The organism is Sphingomonas sp. SP4 (genome assembly GCF_058313375.1).
The window spans coordinates 95700-117554 of sequence record NZ_JBZFLE010000002.1 but is presented as its reverse complement, the minus strand read 5'-3'; the positions used below and the strand labels follow the sequence as shown (position 1 = coordinate 117554).

The 21855-nt window shown below is 61.8% G+C and carries 13 protein-coding genes; 3 read left to right on the top strand and 10 right to left on the bottom strand.

What is annotated here, in order from left to right:
• Positions 1 to 293: 293 nt before the first annotated feature.
• Complete coding sequence (locus AC4GYV_RS09835; protein WP_491100535.1) at positions 294 to 2633, bottom strand: TonB-dependent receptor; 2340 nt, start codon at positions 2631 to 2633, stop codon at positions 294 to 296.
• A 124-nt stretch (positions 2634 to 2757) separates the two neighbouring features.
• Between AC4GYV_RS09835 and AC4GYV_RS09830 the strand changes: the two genes are divergently transcribed.
• Positions 2758 to 3396, top strand: coding sequence for a TetR/AcrR family transcriptional regulator (locus AC4GYV_RS09830; RefSeq protein WP_491100534.1), 639 nt, complete (start codon positions 2758 to 2760; stop codon positions 3394 to 3396).
• Complete coding sequence (locus AC4GYV_RS09825; protein ID WP_491100533.1) at positions 3393 to 4271, top strand: alpha/beta fold hydrolase; 879 nt, start codon at positions 3393 to 3395, stop codon at positions 4269 to 4271. Before AC4GYV_RS09830 ends, AC4GYV_RS09825 begins: the two co-directional genes overlap by 4 nt.
• An 11-nt stretch (positions 4272 to 4282) precedes the next feature.
• Here AC4GYV_RS09825 and AC4GYV_RS09820 read toward each other — a convergent pair whose 3' ends face one another.
• From AC4GYV_RS09820 to AC4GYV_RS09780, 9 genes are all read right to left on the bottom strand, one after another.
• Positions 4283 to 5092 (bottom strand): L,D-transpeptidase family protein, encoded by an 810-nt coding sequence (locus AC4GYV_RS09820; RefSeq protein ID WP_491100532.1) that lies wholly within the window; start codon positions 5090 to 5092, stop codon positions 4283 to 4285.
• A 202-nt stretch (positions 5093 to 5294) separates the two neighbouring features.
• Positions 5295 to 5678, bottom strand: a complete 384-nt coding sequence (gene rplL / locus AC4GYV_RS09815; protein WP_491100531.1) for a 50S ribosomal protein L7/L12 — start codon at positions 5676 to 5678, stop codon at positions 5295 to 5297.
• 59 nt (positions 5679 to 5737) lie between these two features.
• On the bottom strand, positions 5738 to 6250 hold the full coding sequence (rplJ, locus tag AC4GYV_RS09810) for a 50S ribosomal protein L10 (protein WP_491100530.1): 513 nt from the start codon (positions 6248 to 6250) through the stop codon (positions 5738 to 5740).
• Positions 6251 to 6527: 277 nt separating this feature from the next.
• Complete coding sequence (locus AC4GYV_RS09805) at positions 6528 to 7337, bottom strand: hypothetical protein (RefSeq protein ID WP_491100529.1); 810 nt, start codon at positions 7335 to 7337, stop codon at positions 6528 to 6530.
• 78 nt (positions 7338 to 7415) lie between these two features.
• Positions 7416 to 10073: a M1 family metallopeptidase gene (locus AC4GYV_RS09800; protein WP_491100528.1), complete on the bottom strand. Its 2658-nt coding sequence runs from the start codon at positions 10071 to 10073 to the stop codon at positions 7416 to 7418.
• 203 nt (positions 10074 to 10276) lie between these two features.
• Entirely contained in the window at positions 10277 to 11191 is a 915-nt protein-coding gene (locus AC4GYV_RS09795; RefSeq protein WP_491100527.1) for an outer membrane protein, read from the bottom strand.
• Between the two features lie 257 nt (positions 11192 to 11448).
• A complete protein-coding gene (rplA, locus tag AC4GYV_RS09790) occupies positions 11449 to 12144 on the bottom strand; it encodes a 50S ribosomal protein L1 (protein ID WP_491100526.1) in 696 nt (231 codons plus the stop codon).
• 3 nt (positions 12145 to 12147) lie between these two features.
• Positions 12148 to 12579, bottom strand: a complete 432-nt coding sequence (rplK, locus tag AC4GYV_RS09785; RefSeq protein WP_491100525.1) for a 50S ribosomal protein L11 — start codon at positions 12577 to 12579, stop codon at positions 12148 to 12150.
• Between the two features lie 181 nt (positions 12580 to 12760).
• Positions 12761 to 13627, bottom strand: coding sequence for a helix-turn-helix transcriptional regulator (locus AC4GYV_RS09780; protein WP_491100524.1), 867 nt, complete (start codon positions 13625 to 13627; stop codon positions 12761 to 12763).
• 618 nt (positions 13628 to 14245) lie between these two features.
• Here AC4GYV_RS09780 and AC4GYV_RS09775 point away from each other — a divergent pair.
• The gene (locus AC4GYV_RS09775; protein WP_491100523.1) at positions 14246 to 21847 is read left to right on the top strand and encodes a TonB-dependent receptor domain-containing protein; all 7602 of its coding nucleotides are present in this window, start codon (positions 14246 to 14248) and stop codon (positions 21845 to 21847) included.
• The last annotated feature ends 8 nt before the right edge of the window (positions 21848 to 21855 follow it).

The following is a 21855-nucleotide window of genomic DNA, read 5'->3' as shown; positions in this document are numbered from 1 at the left end:
GGCAACGCAGGTGGCCCCGCGCTCCGCCTTTGTTTGCCGGCTGGTGCCGGCCATTGTCTGGAGCGCTGTCCCGCTACCCTCTCCAATGCTTGCGGTCCGTGCGCCGTTCGGACCCTGTCCCGGAGAGGACGGGAAAAGCCCCGGGCGCACGCCATGGTGCGGCCAGAGCCGATATGTGTTGGATTGGGCCGATATAGTCCTTTTCCTACAGATGAAAAGGGGTGCGGCGCCTAAAAAGTTAAGGGCGGCCCTTGTGGGAGCCGCCCTCACGTTTTCGGATGTTTTCGAACTCGTCAGTAGCGCGCGGTCAGGCGCACCAGGAACGTCCGCGGATTGCCGTAGTAGACGGTCCGGATCTGCCCGACGCTGGAGAATTCCTGCGCGTCCGTCTTGTAGCGCTGGTTGGTCAAATTGTAGCCGTAGAGCCCAAGGGTGAACTTCTTCGACGGATCTTCCCAGACGATGCGGGCGTCGTAGGTCCAGTAGGCGTTCTGGAAGAGCGCTTCGACTTCATCCTTGGTGCCCACGCCTTCCGTGTTTCCGGTCGGATAGACGATATACGTATTGTCCACCGCCAGCGCCGTGCGCGACTTGAAGCGCGTCTGCGCACCGACTGTCAGTCCGCCGGCACGGCCGAGCCCGGCTGAGTATTGAGCGCCGAACCGCATCGTCCACTTCGGTGAGAAAGCCGGCGTCTGGAAGGCGCGGCTGTCATTGGGGAAGCGGCGATCGAAGAACTCTGTGTACCTGGCGTTGAGATAGCCGATCTGGGTGTCGAGCAGCAGGCCCTGCAGCGGAGTCCAACTCGCTTCGAGCTCCGAGCCCCAGATCCGCATCTTGCCGGCGTTGAGCACGGTCAGCAGCGGCGTAGGGATTGGGGTGGTCGTATCTGTATCGCCGACGCGCGCCTGGAAGTCCTTGTAATTGTTGTAGAACACCGAGCCGTCCACGCGCAGGTGCGGCAGTGGGGTCGATTTGACGCCCGCCTCGTACGACAGGACCTTCTCCGGCTTATACTCGCTCGATTCCTTGAGGCTGTTCGAGCGCCCGTTGAAGCCGCCAGATTTGAAGCCCGAAGCCACGCGCGCGTAGAGCATGGTGGCAGGAGTCACCTGGTAGTCGATGGTCGCCATCGGCGCCAAGTTGTTCCACTTACCCTTGGGCGGATCGAAGGCGTAGGGCGGGAAGATCGGCAGCGGGAAGTTGGAATCGACCGTCGTCAGGCGGTCGTAGTTCTTCGTCTCGTGCGTGTAGCGCAAGCCCCCCGAAAGCCGCAGCTTTGGCAGGATCATGTAGCTAACGTTGCCGTATGCTGCGTAGCTGTTCGTATCGAGATCGTCGTCGATGAAGCGGGTGAACGTGTAGGCGAAGGTCGGCGTCACGCGCAGGTAGTCGCTCGCATAGGCTTCTTGATGCGACCTCACGCGCTCGTTCAAATAATAGAGCCCGAACACATAGTTCAGCCGGTCGCCCGATTGAGTGAGCTGGAATTCCTGGCTCGTCTGGTGCTGCCTAACGCCGACAAAGACATCGCCGACCTGCCACTTGCTGGCATCGATATCGATATAGTCATCGGTCTTGAGGTTGCGGTAGGCCGTGATCGACTTGAACGCCAATGCGTCGGTCAGATCGTAAGTGACGGTACCTGAGAACCCGTAGCTTTTCAGCCGGGTGGAGTTCGGAAGGGCCGGCGTGGTGGTACCCTTCCAATTGTAGCGGCTCGCGCCAACGGGATCGTCGACCACTTCGACGAAGCTGAACGCACTCACCAGATTGTTGACCGGACGGCCGACGTTCAGGGTGGTGTCGTCGTGGCTGTAATCGGCGGCCAGGTCGACGCGCAGCTTGGTCGAAGGCGTGAACGCCAGCATTGCCCGTCCGCCGATTGTGTCCTTATCGTTGTACCGACGGTCGAGGATCGTGTCGCGGACGTAGCCCTCGTGCGTGGCACGGATCAGCGCGACGCCAACGGCGATCGTGTTGGTGATGGGGCCGGACGCGGCGGCCTTGATCTCAAAGTTACGATAGTCACCCAAGTCCAGGGACGCGCTGGCGCGAGTATCCTGGCCGGGCTTGCGCGTGATGTACTTGATCGCACCGCCAATGGTGTTTTTGCCGTAGAGCGTTCCCTGCGGCCCGCGGAGAACTTCGAGCCGCTCGACATCGAGAAGGTCGAGCTGGTTGCCGCGAATGCGCGAGAGATAGACGTCGTCGAGATAGACGCCGACGCCCGGATCGAAGGTCTGCAGCGCGTCGGGCTGGCCGATGCCGCGAATGTAGATGTTGGCGGCGTTCGAGGAGCCGCGGCCCTGCACAATGTTGAGGTTCGGAACCGCGCCCTGCAATCCAGTGATGTCCAAAGCCTGGATGCGATCGAGCGCGCGTTCGTTGAACGCTGAAACCGACATCGGCACGCGCTGCAGGCGCTCTTGCGTGCGGCGGGCCGTAACGACGATCTCGGCATTATTGTCGGAGCCCTCCGCATTCGCCGCGCCAGTGGCTGCCGGAGCTGCGGGCTGCTGGTTCGCTTCTTGCGTCGTCTGCTGAGCGGTCTGGGCGAAAGCCGGAGTCGTGTAGAGCGCCGCGGCGGCAACCGTGCCGAACAGAGCGGCGCGTGCGGAAGTAACGCGCATTGTGATGTTCTCCCCCTTCAGGCGCTTGCTGCACCTGTAGTTGGTAGCGTCGTTACTGAAAGTTGAACCGCCTTTCAACTTTCAAATTTGTGGGATACACCCATCATCCACTAGAGGGGGACGGATGGGGGCACGCGTCGTTCAGGATGAAGCTGCAAGCGCGGCCAGCGATGGCAAGGCGCCGCGTACCGCGCGTGGAGAACGTACGCTGCGCAAGATTCTCGATGCCGCCCGCGACGAGTTTGGCGAGCGCGGCTATTCCGAAAGTTCGATCGTCGGAATCACGCAGCGGGCTGGCGTCGCGCTCGGCACTTTCTACACTTACTTCGATTCCAAGGAGGCGGTGTTCAATGCGCTGGTACGCGACATGTCCGCCCAGGTCCGCGACCGCGTCGCACCGGCGTTCAACGACGCGACGGACGCGATTGACGGCGAGCGGCGTGCGCTGGAATCGTTCCTAGAGTTCGCCCGGACGCACCGGCACGTCTATCGCATCATCGACGAAGCGGAGTTCGTAGAGCAGGGCGCCTATCGCGACCATTATGAAACGACCGCGAGCCGGATAGCCGCGAGGCTTGTCGCCGCGCGCGACGTGGGTGAAATCAGTGGCAACTATTCGAACGAGGAGCTTGAGATCCTGGCTTGGGCAATGATGGGTGCGAACGTGTTTCTCGGCCTTCGCTATTCGGTGTGGTCGAGTGCCGACCCCAAGGCGGTGGCCGAGGTCACGAGCCGAATGCTGCGTTCGGGGCTAGAGCCATGAGCGAGGAGGAGAGCGGCGCCGGCAAGCGATATGCCGACGGGTATGTGACCGTCTCTGACGGTCTGCGGCTGCATTATCGCGACTATCCGGGCAGCAGCGATAGGCCGCCTCTGCTCTGCCTCCCGGGCCTCACCCGCAACAGCCGCGATTTCGCACTCATCGGCGAACGCTACAACCCCCGTTTTCGGGTGCTGGCGCTGGAATTCCGCGGCCGGGCGCAAAGCGACTACGATCCGGAGCCGCAGCGTTACAATCCTCTGACCTATGCCAACGACGTCATTCAGCTGCTCGATCTGCTGAACATCCCGCAGGCCATTTTTGTTGGCACGTCCCTCGGTGGGCTAGTCACAATGGCCGTTGCCGCGATGGCGCCGCAGCGGATTGCCGCCGCAGTCCTCAACGACGTGGGGCCGCAGCTCAGCCAGGAAGGGCTGGAGCGCATCCGCGGCTATCTCGGTAAGGACGTGCGGTTCCCGAGTTGGGAAGATGCGGCCGACGCCATCGCCCGCAACAACAAATACACTCCCGCAGCCTACACCCCGGACGACTGGGTGAATGTGGCGCGCCGAGTGTGCCGCGAAGAGAATGGCGAGATCCGCTTCGATTACGACATGGCGATCGTGAAGCCGTTCGAAACGGCGGGGGCGACGCCGACGATCGACATGTGGCCCCTATTCGCCGCGGTCGCCCAGAAGCCTTTGCTCATCGTACGTGGCGAGCTGAGCGACCTGCTCAGCGCCGAAGCTGCCGAGAAGATGCAAGCGACGGCGCCTCAGGCGAAGATTGCACTGGTGCATGGCGTCGGCCACGCGCCCGAACTCGACGAGCCGGAAGCGGTGGCAGCGATCGACGAGTTCCTGAACTCGCTAGCCTGAAGCCGGCGATCCTACTGCAACATTGCGAGCTGCGTCCGGCTCTTCAGGTCCAGATAGCTGATCATGATCGGCACAGGCTGCGGCAGGGCGACATGTTCCTCGGGCTCGATTACCGCGGGTGGGTCTTTGCCGAGGAGCCAACGCGCTAGTCTCTGCGCATCTTCCAGACGGACACAGCCATGGCTCAAGGCGCGCTGATCCTGCGTGAAGAGCTCCTTCCTCGGAGTGTCGTGAAGGTAGATCCCATCGCTGTTCGGTATGTCGAACTTGTAATGGCCCAAGGAGTTCGCTGGGCCGGGACGTTGGCGGACGTAAACCTCCTCGCTGCCCGCCGCGACCGCTTTCCAGTCGACGCTGTCAGGAGAGAGAGTGGTTGCGTCCGGCCCCCAGCCAGTGCGGACTTCATACCCCTGCTGGATGAGGTAGGGATCGCCGTCCTTGAGAACGCGCGGAGCGATGATCGTCTTCGCCATCTCGGGCGTTACGTGCCAGTAGGGATTCAGCGTCTCGTAGTGGAGAACGCTCTTCAGCTCCGGCGTCGGGGTTTCAGGCTTGCCGACGATGACGCGCATTGAATCTCGAACCCGGCCGTCCTCGATCATGTAGAGCCGAGCAGACGCGGCATCGACCAGGATGTACCGGCCGCGCACCGGAATCTGCGCTCCGGGCAATGCATCGACATATAGTTGCGGCACGACCGTGCCCGCGATCGGGCCCAACGACGTATAGAAACTGGCAAGGCCGACCGCGCACAGGCCCACCGAAAGGACCGCTGCGCCGGCAATCAAATACCTGCGTTTGTGAGTTGCTTTTCTGGTCATTGGTGCTGCCCCCAATGACCCTTCATTACGGGAAAAACCGTTTCGGGGCGAATCAGTGTTAACCCTGTTACTGAGGCAAGCCGGTGCTGACGGGAGACGGCCGGTGACGATCCTGGCCGCGGAGCAGCCATTCGCCCCATGAGAAAAGGGCGGCTCCGAAGAGCCGCCCTTCCTTGTTTCTCAGCTGAGAAGCTGAAGAAGCTTACTTGAGTTCGACGGTGCCGCCGGCTTCCTCGATCTGCTTCTTGATCTTCTCGGCTTCGTCCTTGTTGACGCCTTCCTTGAGCGGCTTCGGAGCGCCTTCGACCAGCGCCTTCGCCTCGCCGAGGCCAAGACCGGTGATCGCACGGACTTCCTTGATCACGTTGATCTTCTTGCCACCGTCGCCCGTCAGGATGACGTCGAATTCGGTCTTCTCTTCAGCCGGTGCACCACCAGCGGCAGCGCCGCCAGCAGCTGGGCCGGCAACCGCGACCGCAGCCGCAGCAGAGACACCCCACTTCTCTTCGAGAGCCTTGGCGAGATCCGCGGCCTCGAGGACGGTCAGTTCGGAAAGCTGGTCAACCAGCGAATTGATGTCAGCCATTTGTTACTCCTTGTGGGGCCATTGCCCCGATTGTCGTGCGTTGATTGAAAAAGTGCGGCTTAAGCGGCCTGTGCTGCGTAAGCGCCGAAGACCCGTGCCAGCTGAGCGCCGGGCTCGTTGATCGTGCGGGCGATCTTGGTCGCGGGCGCCTGGATAAGGCCCACGATGGTCGCACGCAGTTCGTCAAGCGACGGAAGCTCGGCAAGCGCCTTGATCCCGTTCACGTCGAGAAGCGTGTCGCCCATCGCTCCGCCGACGATCTCGAACTTGTCGGTCGTCTTGGCGAAATCGACCGCCACCTTGGCGGCCGCGACGGGGTCTACCGACGTTGCAAGCGCGGTCGGACCCTTGAGAAGGTCGCCGATCGGCTTGTAACGCGTTTCCTCGAGCGCAATCAGGGCAAGCCGGTTCTTCGCAACTTTGAACTGAGCGCCTGCGTCGCGCATCTTCAGGCGCAGGTCCGTGGACTGCGCCACCGTCAGACCGAGGTTGCGAGTGATCACAACCACGCTCGTGTCGGTGAAGACTTGCTTCAACTCGGCGACCAGATCGGCTTTTTGCGAACGATCCATGCCAACTCCAACTTTTCGTCCGGATCGCTCCGAACGAGCTTCAACAAAACTCAGGCCCGAAAGCCTGAGCGGTTAAGTCCGTGGGGCTTGGATCGATGGCGTCGCCGCAGCAACGCACGACGAAGCGCCCAAAGCGCTTCGAATGATTCCTGTCCCCGTCTAGGCTGCAGATTAAGAGGCGAACCTCAGCAGCTGTCTCGGACGGCTGCGCCAGGCGAGCCCGGCGCGAAGCGCGGCCCTATAGCGAAATTACGGGCGCAATCAAGGCACTCGCTGTCTACTTGCTTGGTTTGACCAGCCTTATGTTCGCTTGACCGCTGTTCAGCTCGATCGCGTACATGCGCTTATCCTGAACCATCACGATGACCGAGACCCCACTCGCATAGACGTTAAAGACGTGAATCTCGGTGGGAATGGGGTCGAGCAGGTGCGTCACAGCCATGGCCACGGGCTGCTCGCCCTTAGGCACAGCCATTTGGAGACAAGATTTCGCGAATGCGCGCTGGCTGACAATCGCACCGTCCTTCACATCGATCCGATAATGCCCGCCAAAGGGATAGCTTCCGGTGATCGTCTGCGGTGTCAGGAAGTAAACCGAAACGGGGTCGGTACTCGTCTTGCCGGGCAAAACGACCGTATTGAAACGCGCATCGCTGCAGCGCGCCAGGTTGGCCGACGCGGGGGTGGCCACATCCAGTGCCGCCACGAGCTTCAGCTCTTGCACTCCCAGGTCTTCGTGACGCGTGGCTACCCGCCGGGCGATTACCTGCTTACCGTCCCAATCCGCTGAGTAGATCAAATACGGTTTGGCGCCATCGCGACCGAAATAGCTCACGCGTTCGACGTCGAGGCGTTCAGCCACGACCCAGCCTTTGACCAATGCCTGCTGCCCCGCTGGCAGGTCGTCGCGCATCGTGTTCGTTGTCTGCCAGGCAGCCTGGTCGAAGTCATACAGGCGCACTCCGCGATCGAGAATGTCCCGGAGTTGCGCTTGCTCGGCTGCAGTGATCGAAGGTTTGCCGGGCAAAGGCTGAGATGATGCGGGCGCCGAGGACAGCAAGGCTGCAGCGATAAACGCCGGAAGCATCAAACTCTCCAAGGATGGCAGCTTAATGGAAGCTGCCATCCTCAGCAAAGCTTCGCGATTGAACGCCTGTTTCGGCGATCAGGCTGGATGCGATTGCAGCCAGGCCGCCACTTCCGTCTTCACGCGGGGGAGGATCGACGACTGGAAGCGGAGCTTGTCGATCGCCTGCTGGATCGGCTTGCGATCCGTCGCCGCGAGATTAGCGTTAGCGTAGGCCTCAAGCGTCGGGATCAGGGTCGCGTCGTTGCTGCCCTGTACGAGCCTCTGCATGAAACGGGAGCGGCCGGAGATATCGATCAGCTGATTCACCTGCGCGAGGTGGGCGAGCACGAAGTCGACGGCCAACCGCGAATGCTGGTCGGCCACCGTGGTGATCATGCCGGCGCTGACCGTCGAACCGGGCTCCTTGGTAAGCGCCAGCTCGAGCGTGCGGCGAGCAAGTGCTTCGTCGCGGCTGGCACCGAGCAGCTGATAGAGTGACGTCCGCTCCACCGAGCCGGTGGCAGCCTGAGCCTTGGCGTGCAGCGCCTCCCAGGTCTTCGTGTCGGCATTGCGCGCGATGACGCGGAGCCAAGTCTGCTTGAGCGAACCGGGGATCGCGTTCGGATCGGTCTGCCATGCTGCGAAGAGACGATTGGCTTCGGCGAGCACCGCCGGATCGCGCATCTTGCCGAGTGTCCCGATCAAGGTGCCGCGAAGCAGGGCGTCCGTGGCCGGTTCCCCCTGCCGCGGTACGAAGCCAAGCTGCTGCAGGCGGGGGCCATAAAGGCGCGACACGCGCTGAGCGATCGTCGCCTGCGTGACGGGATCCTTGTCGAAATCGTCATAAAGTCCGCTCCAGACGCCGACCGCCGCCTGGACCAACTGGGCGTTCGCGTTGACCGGCACCTCACGAACGAAATTGAGACCGGCAGCCATCGGCTGATAGCCTGTCGCGCTCAGTTCCATCTGGTCGTTGAGCACGCCGTACTGGTCAACGGCGCTCAGCCGCTGGAAAGCGCCCTGAAGCGCCTGAAGCTGCGCCGGAGTGTACAGCGTGCGGTAGTAGCCGGTCTGACCGACGTTGAGCAGCAGCGGGCCGCAGCCGGGAGCCGAGATCTGCGCCGTCGGGCCGTTGGTCACGACCTGCGTAACGGCACCGCCCGCACTTGCGCGAACCGGAACGCGCCAGCGCAGAGGCTTGGCAGCGACTTCGGCGCGCTGGTCGCTGGAGAATTGCGACTGGGTGATGGTCGCGACGGTCTGTCCATTGACGCATTGCGATGCGCCGACCTGGATCAGCGGGACGCCGGGCTGGCTGGTATAGTCGCGGGCGATGGTCGCGAGACCGGTGGCGCCGGCGCTCTCCATCGCTGCCCAAAGGTCATCAGTCCGCGTGTTCTGATACTTGTGCTTGGCCATGTAGCCTCGGATGCCGGAGCGCCAGGTGTCGGAGCCGGCGAAACCTTCCAGCATCGTCAGGACGGACTCGCCCTTCTCATAAGTGATGGTGTCGAAGGCCTGGTTGGCCTGTTCGACCGTGCGGACCTCCTGGACGATCGGGTGAGTCGACTTGAAGGAGTCGAGGCCCATCGCGTCTTCGCGTGCCTGGACCCGGGCGATGTCGGCACCCCAATCCGGATGGAAGTGCTGCGTCGCCTTGTTCGCCATCCAGCTGGCGAAGCCCTCGTTCAGCCACAGGTCGTCCCACCACGCCATGGTGACGAGATCGCCGAACCACTGGTGAGCCATCTCATGCGCCTCGACGCCGAAGATCGCCTGGCGTTCGCCTTCGCTGGTGATCGCCGGGTCGTTGAGCAGGATGCGCTCGAAGGTGAAGATGGCGCCCCAATTCTCCATCGCGCCGAAGAATTGGGACTGGCCGGGCCCGGCAACGTTATCCAGCTTGGGGAGCGGGTAAGGGGTGCCGAAATAGTCGTTGTAGTAGGGCAGGATCTGCGCCTCGGCGTCGAGGGCGAGCTGGCCCTTCGGACCATTGCCGCGGCTCATCACCACACCGACTTCACGATCACCGACCTTCTTCGTGATTCGGTCGAAATCTCCGGTGGCGAAGAACAGCAGGTAAGACGACATGGTCGGCGTGGTCTGGAAGCGCACTTCCTTGAGGCCACCCGCGACATTCTTGCTGGCGGCGACCGGCATGTTGCTGACCGCCATTTCGTTAGCCGGGACGCGCGCCGTCAGGTCCCAGGTCGCCTTGTAATCCGGCTCATCCCAGCTCGGCACGAACCGGCGGGCGTCGGCCGCCTCGAACTGCGTAAACAGCGAGCGGGCGTCCTTGCCTTCCTTATTCTTGTAATCGAGCGCGAACAGCCCGTTGGCCTGCGTGTTGATCTTGCCCGAATAGACGATCTTCAGCTTGTAGCTGCCGGCCGCAAGCTGCCGCGGGAAGGTGAGCGTGACGTTCTGCGCCTTCGCGTCGGCCGCGATGGTGGCCGAAACGGCTGCGCCACCCTTGGCTGGAGTGATCGTCGCTGAAGCGAGCTTCAGGTCCGCGGCATTGAGCGTCAGTGTCCGGGTCGGCTGAACCACCTCAAGGTCGATCGCGACCGTGGAATCGAACGTCAGCTTCTGAGCGTGCGGCGTGACCGTGATGGCATAATGGTGCGGGACAGCAGTGCGCGGGAGCTGCGTCGGAACGCTCGTATCGACCGTGTCGGCCTGGGGCGTGGCGATAGAGGTGGAGGCCGCACAAACGAACGCGGCGGACGCAAGCAGGATCAGGGCACGCTTCATCGAAAATCCTCATGTCGGGGGAACTGCCGGAGGCAGCTGTTGTGGACTGTAAGGCAGCGGTTCTCACCCCGCCGCTGCGCCGTTTCGACGAACGGCCCGAAAGGTTCGATGGGCATACTCAAGAACGAAAGTCCCGGGCAAGGCGCAGGTGCCTTGCCCGGGACCGACTGGCGAATCCCGACCGAGGGTCGCGAACTGGCGGCTTAGCCGCGTTCACCCCGCTCGACGGGTGCTGGGGGCGGAGGCGGAGGCGGCGGAGCCGGGCAAGCAGCCGTGGCTTCGATCACCGATCCGTCCGGGCAGGTCTGGGTCGCCGGAGCCGCAGGGGGCGGCGGAGGCGGAGGGGGCGGGGGCGGCGGAGCCGCGGTCGCACCGCCAAAGTTGTAGACCAGGCTCGCCAGCACGCTGTTCGAGCTGAAGCGGCTGTCGGTGTCGAAGAACGCCGTTCCGCCGGAGCAAGTCGCCGTTCCGCAGGTCCCGGTTCCCGGATCAAACGCGAAGCTGTCGCTGCCATTCGTCTTGCCGGCGCGGAAGTAGCGGTACTTCAGGCCGATATCGATGTTGTTGCTGACCGGATAATAGACACCGGCAAGCAGCTGCCAGGCGAACTTGCCGTTGCTGCTTCCGAACTGCTTCACATTGGCATAGCCGGCGCCGCCGCCGACATAGGCACCGATGCCGGTGTTGCCGCCGAAGTCGAGCAGGCCGTTGACCATCGCCGAGAAGGTCTTGGTACGATCATCGATGTTGAAGCTGGTGTCGTTGGTAAACGCGGTCCCAGCACCGGCGTTCAGCCCATTGACGAACGTGTCGCTGAAGCGAACGCTCTTGGCCTTGGCGCTCTTGTAACCAAGCTCGCCCTCGAGCCGGAACATGCCGAAGTCGTAGCCGCCGATCAGGTCGAGATCATAGCCGGTCTTGTACTTGACGCTGGCGACGTCGCTGCGGGTGATGTCGGCTACGGCCGGGTCGGTGAAGTCCACGCTGCCGAAGACGTCCTGGCTCTTCGGAAAGAGGACACCCCCCTCGATGCCGACATAGGGCGATCCGTCTTTCGCTGCGGCGGGCACCGCAATGACGGCCGTGGTCGCTGCTGCGGCCAACAACAATTTTCTCATTACTCTATTCCTTCAACTGACTTTGGGTACGCCCCTCGGGGGCCCCGAACCCGCCCATCCCGTTAAGGTTTCTTAATTTCGGCCCGGAGCGGCCGGGGTCATCTGAAAGTGTGGCCAGGGGGCAACATTTATCTCCCGTTCAGGTAGGGCAAGCACCTGAAACACAAAGAAAAAGGCCGGAAAACGCCGTATCGGGCGCCTTCCGGCCTCTTCAAAATGTAGCGACCGCCAGAATTCACTTAGCGGTCATGTGACGTTCAGGCGCCGGCGACCTCCGTCAGGTCGACCTTCACGCCCGGGCCCATCGACGAGCTGACGGAAAGCTTCTGGACGAACTTGCCCTTGGCGCCCGACGGCTTGTTCTTGACGATGGCGTCCATGAACGCCGTGAAGTTTTCCTTGAGGTCGGCTTCCGAGAACGAAGCCTTGCCGATGCCGGCGTGGACGATGCCCGCCTTCTCGACGCGGAATTCGACCTGGCCCGACTTGGCGTCGTTGACGGCCTTGGCGACGTCCATGGTGACCGTGCCGAGCTTCGGGTTCGGCATCAGCCCCTTCGGACCCAGCACCTTACCGAGGCGCCCAACGACGCCCATCATGTCCGGGGTCGCAATGACGCGATCGAAGTCGATCTGGCCGCCCTGGATGGTCTCCATCAGGTCCTCAGCGCCGACGACGTCAGCACCGGCTTCCTTGGCCTCATCGGCCTTGGCGCCCTTGGCGAAGACGGCGACGCGGACTTCCTTGCCGGTGCCCTTGGGGAGGTTGACCACGCCGCGAACCATCTGGTCCGCGTGGCGCGGGTCGACGCCCAGGTTCAGCGCGACTTCGACGGTCTCGTCGAACTTCGCCGTCGCATTGCTCTTCACGAGCGCGATGGCTTCATCGACGCCGTAGAGCTTCTCGCGATCGACCGGCTGCAGAGCCTTCTGACGCTTGGTGAGCTTAGCCATCGGTTAGCCCTCCACCACGTTGAGGCCCATCGCGCGGGCGGAACCTTCGATGATCTTCGACGCGGCGTCGAGGTCGTTCGCGTTGAGGTCCTTCATCTTGACCTCGGCGATCTCACGAAGCTGCGAGCGCTTGATCGTGCCCGCAGTCGACTTGCCGGTTTCCGACGAGCCCTTCTGGATCTTCGCTGCCTTCTTCAGGAGGAAGGACGCCGGCGGCGTCTTGGTCGTGAAGGAGAACGAACGGTCCGCATAGACGGTGATCACGGTCGGGATCGGCGATCCGCGCTCGAGTTCCTGCGTCGCGGCGTTGAACGCTTTGGTGAATTCCATGATGTTGACGCCGCGCTGACCGAGGGCCGGGCCGATCGGTGGAGCGGGCGTTGCGGCGCCAGCAGGCACCTGCAGCTTGATATAGCCGGTGATTTTCTTTGCCATGTCTCACTCTTTAGTGGACCGAAGTCCGTTCAAGTTTAGCGGTCCAGACGAACGCCGAAGCGCTCTCCCGCAGCTTTTCCGATTTCCGGAAGCGCGCGCCTGTACCCCAAGGCGGGCCGAGAGGCAACCGGCCGGGAGAAGTCGCGAAAGTCAGACGCGATTACGCGCGATAGGTGCTTGTTCAGTTGACGAGCGCGGCCTTCGACATTGCATCGTCGTTAGCCCGGGTCCGCCAAGAGGCATTCGTCCGGTAGCGCTTCGGCGCTTCGCCGGTCCAGCTCTTGAACGCCATGCAGAAGCTGGCGTCGCTGTTGAAGCCGAGCTCCGTGGCGATGCGCTTCAGCGGCACGTTGGTGTGTTGGACCAATTGGATGGCACGCTCACGCCTTAGATCCTTCAGAATGTTTGTGAACGTAGTGCGTTCGTTGCGAAGCAGGCGCGTCAGCGTGCGCCTGTGGATGCGAAACGTTTCACACACCTCGTCCAGGGAGACTTCCGCGAAATTGTTGGAACGCAGGTGATATTTGATCTGGTCTTTCAGGCTGCCGTTGGCGGGCAGTTTTGCCGCCTTGCGCTGAAGCTCGTGATCGATCGCCGCGACCACCTGGTCGTCGACATCGGAAATGCGATGAGTCAGCACGTTTGGCGTCAGCTCAACCGCAATTTCATCGTCGCGGTAGTCGAGTGTGAGGAAGTCTAGCTCGCGACTCAACCGCTCCAGCAGATGGCCGAAAGATGGAGCCGCCAAGTCCACTTCCTTCTGCTTAGCGGACCCCGTGTAGATGTTGAACATACGGGCGAGTTTGCCGGCGACCGTCACTTGGAAGAGAAACCCAATAACCGGATCGTCGATCGATGCTTTACGGTGAATCACGGCAAGGTCGTTTCCGCGTCCAGCGCGATGGGCGACCGTCCGGATATTGGTGAACAGACAGTGGTTCGCCTGAATCGTTTCGAGTGCGTCGCCAATGTTCCGGGACGCCATGACCCTCGCCATGATCAGGTCCCTGCCGCTCGCTGCCAGGAATTCGCCCAGGCGCCATGCCATCGGTATTGGAGACCGAACTGACATCAGGCGTTCGACGCAGCAGCGAACGTCGCTCACAGGGGTCGGACGGAGCATTTCGGGCATGTCGACGCGCGAAGAGTTCGAGTGTCTGCCTGAACAAACCTCGCTCGCGAATTCGATCAACAAACCGCGGTAGTGATCCGCAATCACAAAGGTGTCTGCCATAGAGGTCCCGTCATGGCGAATTGTAGTCGTCAGTCGCTCAACTGAGCACGCAACGCAGCCACAGGTTCGGACCTGCCGAACTGATCACATTGGTCGGGGAGTGTCGGGGAGACGACACGGATTTAGTGTGGGGCAGTAACGAAATCAAGCGGGGGACTGGCGCTTCGAATGTGAGCGCTAACGGCAAATAGGTCGTAGCGACGAGTGCCCAATATTTAAAAGAATGGCGCAAAACTGAAATCTTCGCGGTCGCGGACGAACCTGAACGCCGCCAATTAACTGTCATTCAAACGCTGAGGCCGCCCGCAATCCGACCTGATCGGATCTGGCCGCATCAGCTGACGAAATTGGGAGAGTGGTCCGGCACACACGCCGGTCGATGATCACCGGGGCGACGAGCCCCTGCGGTCAGCGAACAGGGGAACAGACTAAATGACCAGCGTTTCGCGCGAAACCTCGCGCACGACGACCAGGCGTCGCGTGCGCCGATCAGCATTGATGCGGACTGCCGCTTCGGCACTCATCGCATCATCGCCGTTCCTATATTCGGGAGCGGCTGCTGCGGAACTCAAGAAGGTCGAACTGACTGCGCCGCTGATCGCTCCGACGAATGTTCCTGCGAAGCCTATATCGTTCTCGATCGGGTCGCTCGACCAGAAGCACCTCGACAGTCCTCGGCTGTGGACCGGAAGCGCGCGTAATCTTCTGACGGCGAGTCAAGCGAGCCGCCTAACGTTTGGGACGCCAGCGTTTAACCTGCACCCTGCTTCAGTCGGAAGTGTCACGAGTGGGCAGCGCGTTCAGAACCTGTTCGCGGTGCCGATGGCTGCGAAGGCTGGCTCCTCGTCCCCGATGGCCGCAACCATCGACTATTCGAACAGCAGCGACCTCACCGTGGGACCAGGCGAGACCGCAATCGACCTGGATGGCGGTGTCGACAGCGTTGTCGTCAACAACACCGGCGACCTCACCGGCGGCGGCGGCATCAGCGTTTCGACCAGCAAGTTCGATGCGGCCAATGCGAGCCTCTATGCGCACAAGAGCCTATCTTGGACGAGCAACTATACCGCGCCGCTGTATGACGATGCGGGCAATGCAATTACTCAGCCTTGCTACTCGGGCTCGCCTTATCTGTGCGGTGTCCAGGAAGTTTATGCGCATCTGAACAGCACCGCGTCCGTCGATGTCCTGGACGCTACGCAGACCGACGCTGAGATCACGATCAACAATGGCGGTCGAATCAATTTCTCAGGTCTCTACGGCATCAGCGCCGACAATGAGGCCGGCGCCGGCATCACAATCAACAACAGCGGCGACATCACTTCGACCGAAGATACGGCGCGCCGGGTGGGCATCCACGCGAACACCGCAACTTACTATCAGAGCGTCATCACTGAAGGTCCGATCGTAACCGTCCCGGGCCAGTATACGGTCAACGCGAACGACCAGCTCACCGGCGTAACGGTGATCGAGGAACGCGAGAAGAACTACATCACGAGCCTCCACGGCAACGATCTGGGTTCGATCAGCATCGTCAACAATGCGAAGATCGACATGGGCGTCGTCGACGTCAGCGAGATCCCGCAGGGCTACATCCCGGCTTACACTCAGTCCGAGGGCATTTACGCGCGCGGCTTTGGCGGGATCGACATCGTCAACAGCGGCAGCGCGAGCATTAAGGTCGGGGATTTCAGCAACGGCATCACCACCATCTCCGCCGGGAACGTCAATATCCAGAACGACGGCCGCATTGAGATCGGCAATCGTGCTTCAGGCATTTATGCCTTGGCGGGGTCGCAACCGTCCGGGGACACCTATTCGCACGGCGGTGATACGACGATCGTCAATACGGGCGACATCGTCGGGGGAATGACGAAGGCCGAAGCTGAAGCGAGCCCGAACACCAACGCTTTCGGCCCGCCCAATTACCAAACAGGCATTCGCTATTTGACCGGGGCAACCGGCATCCGCGCTTACAGCCTCGGCACGAACGTCGATGGCTACGGCGGCATGGCCGAATATGTCGAGATCCTGCAGGGTTACGGCTTCGATGCGAAGCTCTCAGACCTTCGCGGTAATCTGCCAGGTCATCCTGCGCCGCCAGCGGGTCTAACTCCTGAAGAAGAAGAGGCTTGGTGGGCAAGCTTCGAGCCGAAGCTCAAGAATAGCACGACGACGATCGCCAACCGCGGCAACATCAGCCTGAAGGACAGCGGACTCGGTATATATGGGACCGCCATGTACGGCGACATGCGCGCCTACAACAGCGGCTCGATCACCGTCGGCAATGGAAATTCCCGCTTCGCGGACAATGCTGATGCGCGTGCCATAGGCATTTACATGAACAATGCCACGATCAGCGGCGCCGCGGACTTTTACGCGAAGAACGAGGCCGGCGGCATCATCTCGACCGGTGACGATGCTGGCGGGATCATGCTGCGCAGCGCCGGCGGGTCGGTCACCGCGATCAACGAAGGCACAATCATTGTCGGAAACGGCGGCGTTGGTGACCACACATACCAAGGCGAGACATACGACTGGCTGTTCCCGAGTCTCGGAATGTCGGCAACGACGATCGGAACATCCCTTGGCCAGACTGCTATCGCCAGCAACAGTGGATTCATCACAACCGGTGATCTCTCGACCGGCATCAATGTACTTGGCAACAGCAACGTATTCGGCATTCCGTATCTGCCCTACCGGACCACTGCATATCTCATCAACAAGGGCTCGGTGACCACCGGCGACAACAGTGCCGGGCTTGTCGCAGGCGGCAACAATACGATCGTCTACAATAGCGGTTCAGTCACCGTCGGCGACAAAGATTTGAGCAGCTTCGACCTGCCGCCGAATCCGAAGAGTGCCTCTTCCTTCTATTTCGGTCGGACCGGGTACGGCATCATCGCCAGCGGCACGGGCTACAGCACCGTCTATAATGCCGGGTCGGTCACGACCGGCGACCACACAGTCGGCATTTCCAACAGCAATCGAAGGACTGATTGGGGCCTCACCGTCCACACCATTCAAACGGAGGACGGCATCGTTTCAACCGGTGACAATTCGGTCGGCATCAAGGGATCCAGCCATCTCTACACGGTGCTTGAGAACGCGGGCACCGTATCGGTCGGCAATGATTCCGTCGGCGTCGATCTGAAATCGGGCTCGGTCTACCACGACTATTACCACCAGCCCGTCGTAACCAACGGCCGCGTTGCCGCGGTCAACAGCGGCCTGATCCAGACCGGCGACAATTCGACGGGCATCCGCCTGATCGGCGCCGAGTTCGGTGCGGTCCACAATTGGGAGGAGTTCGACTTCAACACGGGCGAATATGTCCCGTACAGCGTGACCGGCGACATCCTAGGCGAGGTCAGCCTCTACAACACCGGCACGATCCGCGTCGGAGCCAACTCCACCGCTGTCGAGCTTGAGGGAATGGGCGTTGGGGCGGCGATGGGCGCTCCGGCCCCGCAGCTGATCAATACCGGCACGATCGACGCCGCAAGCGGCGTTGCGATCAAGGCCAATGTGGATACCGGGCTCGATGCGACGGTGTTCAACGGCGGAAGGATTGTCGGCGACATCCTGTTCGGCGACGGCAACGACCTGCTGTTCCATTCACAGGACATCGATCCGGAATCCGGAGCTGTGCTCAGCACCGGCAATATCGTGATGAACGGCAACACCATCGACTTCGGTGGTGGGACGAACAAGTTCCGCATCAAGAATGGCGTCATCAGCGTCGCTGGGGGTGACGACAATCTCGTCACCGGCGACAATCTGACGGTCGAGATGGAGTATGGCGAAATCGACGCGCGCGACGCGTTCATCGCCGGCCCAGCCATCGCGAGCCTAGTGGCCACTCCGTTTGCAAGCGGCGCCAACTTCAGCACGCTGACAATCAACGGCAACGTGACGGGCAACTTCCGCTTCGCAGCAGACGTCGACGCGGCCAACCATTCCGACAAATTGATCATCGGCGGGAACGTGCTCAGCGGCAGCACGATCGGTGTCATCCTCAATCCTGTCGAGCCGCTGCAAGGCGACTATGTCTTCCGACCGATCACGATCGCAGGAAGCAACGACGCGGACCTCGTCGAGTTCGCCGGAGCTACCGGCATTTACGGCGACAGCCTGGTCAACGCCGAGGCGAAGTACGACGCTGCAAGTCACGACGTCATCGTCTCTGCCACGTTCGGCATGGGGCATCTGGCGACCGCGGCTAGTACCGGTGCAATCGGAGCGCAGAACTGGCTCAGCACCTCGATCGCGAACTTCGAGACGCGGAACATCAACGCCTACACCAAGCATAAGGGTGATGGCGTTTCGATCTGGGGCTTTGCCTTCCAGAGCGAAGGCACGTCCAGGCCGCGCAACAGCATCCAGAACGTGGATTCCGCGCAAATCGTCTCTGGGATCCAGACCGGCGTTCACTGGTCGCAGCAGCTTGGCTCCGGCACCGTCACGTTCGGTCCGAACCTGACGTACGGAACGATCGAAGCGAACGTCAAAGCAAACACCGCCAGCAGCCGCGGGCACCCGTGGGCGGCCGGTATCGATGCGAACTACGTAAGCAACGGCGGCTTCTACGCGGAACTGGCCTACCAGCGGATGGGAACGGACCTGTCGCTGAAGGCGCCGGATACCATCACCAAGGCGACCGGAAACACGCACGCCAAGGGGCAGGCCTTCAACGCCGAGGCCGGTTATTCTTATGACCTCGCGAACGGAATGACGCTGCAGCCGCAATTGCAGCTCACGCACGTGAAGGTCGACCTCGACGACTTCACTTCGAGCGACGACTTCTACCAGATCACGAATATCGACTCGAAGACGTCGACGGTTCGTGCGGGCCTGAGCCTGTTCAAGGTGATCAACACGCACGACGGCACGATCACTCCACTCGTGAGCGTGTCTTACCTCAACGCGTTCAACGGGAACTCAGGCCTCCAGCAGAACGGCTTGAACTTCAACAGCGACCTGTCCGGTTCAGGCTACAACGCCGAAGCCGCGATCCTTGGTCGCTACAAGAGGTGGGATTTCGCAGGGCGCGTCGCCTTCTCGAAGACGGCTGCGACGGGAAGCATTTTCCATCCCAGCCTGAATGTTCGTTACAGCTTTGGCGGAGGCGGCACGCAGACTGCACCAGCGCTGGCCAACGCGCCGCGTCTGCCTGAGAACGTCACGCCGGGCGCGACGAATGCGTCGCCTTCGAACGCGGCGACCACGCCTCCATCGGACACGGCCGCCGTGCCGTCGGAAGGGGCGCCGGCAACGCCTGCGACGACCGGAGCGGCGCCCTCGGCGGCAGCACCGGCGGCCGGTGGAGAGACCACGTCTGCCCCTGGCATCCCCGGAATCGTCGATCAGACTACGGCGAATGCGGAAGCGAACGGAACGCCGGCTCAGGAAGGCGTGGCAGGAGCTCCAAGCGAGACCACGGCGACCCCGAGCGACGCCGGAGCTATCGTCGTCACCGGCACGCTCATCCGCCGCTCGACGAACTCCGAGATCACTCCGATGTCGGTGGTCAACGAGAAGGACATGGCCATTCGCGGCCTCCAGACCGTCGGCGACGTCATGAAGTCGTTCACTGAGAACAAGGGCTACACGGAAGGGAAGTCCAGCAACCTCTTGGGCCGGTTCACCGTCGGCGCCGAAGAGGTCAACTTCCGCGGCCTCGGCACTGGCCGTACGCTCGTGCTGGTCAACGGCCGCCGGGTCGCCGACTATCCGCTGCCGTTCGGCGGCGAGCAGAACGGTGTCGACCTCGGCACCATCCCGATGGCTGCGGTCGCCAAGATCGAATATCTCTCGTCCGGAGCGTCGGCGACCTACGGTTCCGATGCGGTTGGCGGTGTCGTTAACATCATCACCAAGCGCGACATGGAGCAGACCAACGCCGACCTGACTCTGGGCGGTTACCAGGGCGGCTTTGGTGAAGGGCTTCGTGCTTCTCTCGTGACCGGCAAGGCACTGCCTCGCGGCTCCTTCACCGTGGGCGGCGAGATTGCTTACTCGGGCGAATTCCTCGCCAGCGACGTCAAGTGGTTCAAGAAGAACGCGCCGTTCAACGCGCAGATGATCACGCTCACGGAGAATACAGCGACCGGTCAGAATTCGGTCTTGCCGTCTTCGGCTTGTGAGCCGCTCGGTTTCACGTTCGAAAACGGCAACTGCTCGGACGAGACGAGCGATACCATCTCGCTCAATCCAAAGTCGTCGCGCGCATCGGCATTCTTCGACGGACGCTACGACCTCACTGATGACATCGAGCTGTTTGCGACGGGCATGGTGTCCTTCGAGAGAGTCAAGAACCGCAGCAACGTGCTGTTCTGGGAAGGCGTCGTCGGCAAGGAAGACGGCACCGCCGCGACGTTCGTGACTCGCGGCTTCTCGACCGACGAACTCGGCAGCCAAGACACCACCGTAGACCAGAACATGGAAACCGCGGTCATCGGCGCCAGGGGCGGTTTCGATGTGTCGGGCAACAAGTGGTTCTGGGATACCGCGCTATCCTACGGCCGCTACGGCACGACGCAGAAGAGCACGAACCTCAAGGAAGAAGGGATCAAGAACTGGATCCTGGCAGGGGCGGGTACCGTCACCGATTCCCCGGATCAGCAGTACACATACCTGGTCGACAACGACTTCTACGACAATCAGCTGATCAACAACATCGTCCGAAAGGTGCAGCCGGGTGACGTGGACGACCTGATCGGCACGAATGTGCTGAAGGGCAAATCGTCTTCCACGACTCTGACCGCGACCCTAAACGGCCAGCTCAGTGATCTAGGCTTCATGTACAAGCCGGCCAAGTTCGCTGTGCGTGCCGAATTCGGGCACCAGATGACCAACATCATCCCCGACGAGCGGACGTTGAACACGACCGGTGAAGGCTGGTTCGGCATCGGTGCGATCGAGGCCAAGGGCACTCGCGATCGCTGGGCGCTTGCTACTGAGATCGACACGAAGATCCTGGCTAACCTCGATCTCACGCTCGCCGGTAGGTTCGATCGCTATTACGACGATTCCGATGTGAAGGGCCGCTTCAGCGGTCAGGCGAAGTTCCTCTATCGCGTCAACGATTGGCTGAAGCTTCGCGGCGGTATCGGGCAGACCTTCCGGGCGCCCGACATGTTCAACATCTACGGCGTATCGCAGGGCTTCGAATATGTGCCCGACCTCTCGGCCCCAGGCTGCGACGGCGGCACCGGACCGAGCTGCCAGTTCCAGCAGGTGGCGACGACCCGTAGGGGCGATCCGGGCCTAACGGATGAGCACGGGTACGACATGGGCTTGGGCGGGATCTTCAATCCGTTCCCGAACTTCACCTTCACCGTCGACTGGTACCGGATCAAGCTCAAGAACCTGGTCATCACGGAACCCGCGTACGACGTCGTGCTGAAGGAATATCAGTGCAACACCGGCGTGCTCGATCCGGCATCGAAGCTCTGTCACGACATCTACAGCCGCGTCATCCGCAACGGCTTCGGCGCGATCGAGGAAGTGATCATCCAGCCGATCAACCAGAGCAGCCTGCTCCGGACCGGCGTCGATGTCCGTGCCCAATACACGTTCGAGTCCGAGAAGCTTGGGCAGTTCTCGGCGTCGGTGTCCTGGTCGGGCGTTGGCAAGTTCCAGCTGACCCGCTTTGCCGGCGATGCTCCGATCGATCTGAGGTACGGCGAGCCCGGTGCTGCGACGCCGCAGAACAGCCTTGGTGCCTCGCTCAGCTGGTACCAGCCGCTCACGACCGGAAAGGCGATTAGCGCGGGTCTGTTCGTGCAGAGGACCGGTCGCGTGTACAACTACGACCAGACCCAGTTCCTGGACCCGTGGTACGACGTCAACCTCACGGTCGGCTACCAGCTGAATGCGACGACGTCGGCGCGGCTCAGCATCAACAACCTGATCAACACCAAGCCGCAAAAGAACGGCAGCGGGTTCTGGCCTTACTTCTGGGCGCAGCTGCAGACGCCGAACGCGCTCGGCCGGTCGTTCTACTTCTCGCTTGGCAAGTCCTTCAAATAACGGGGGAG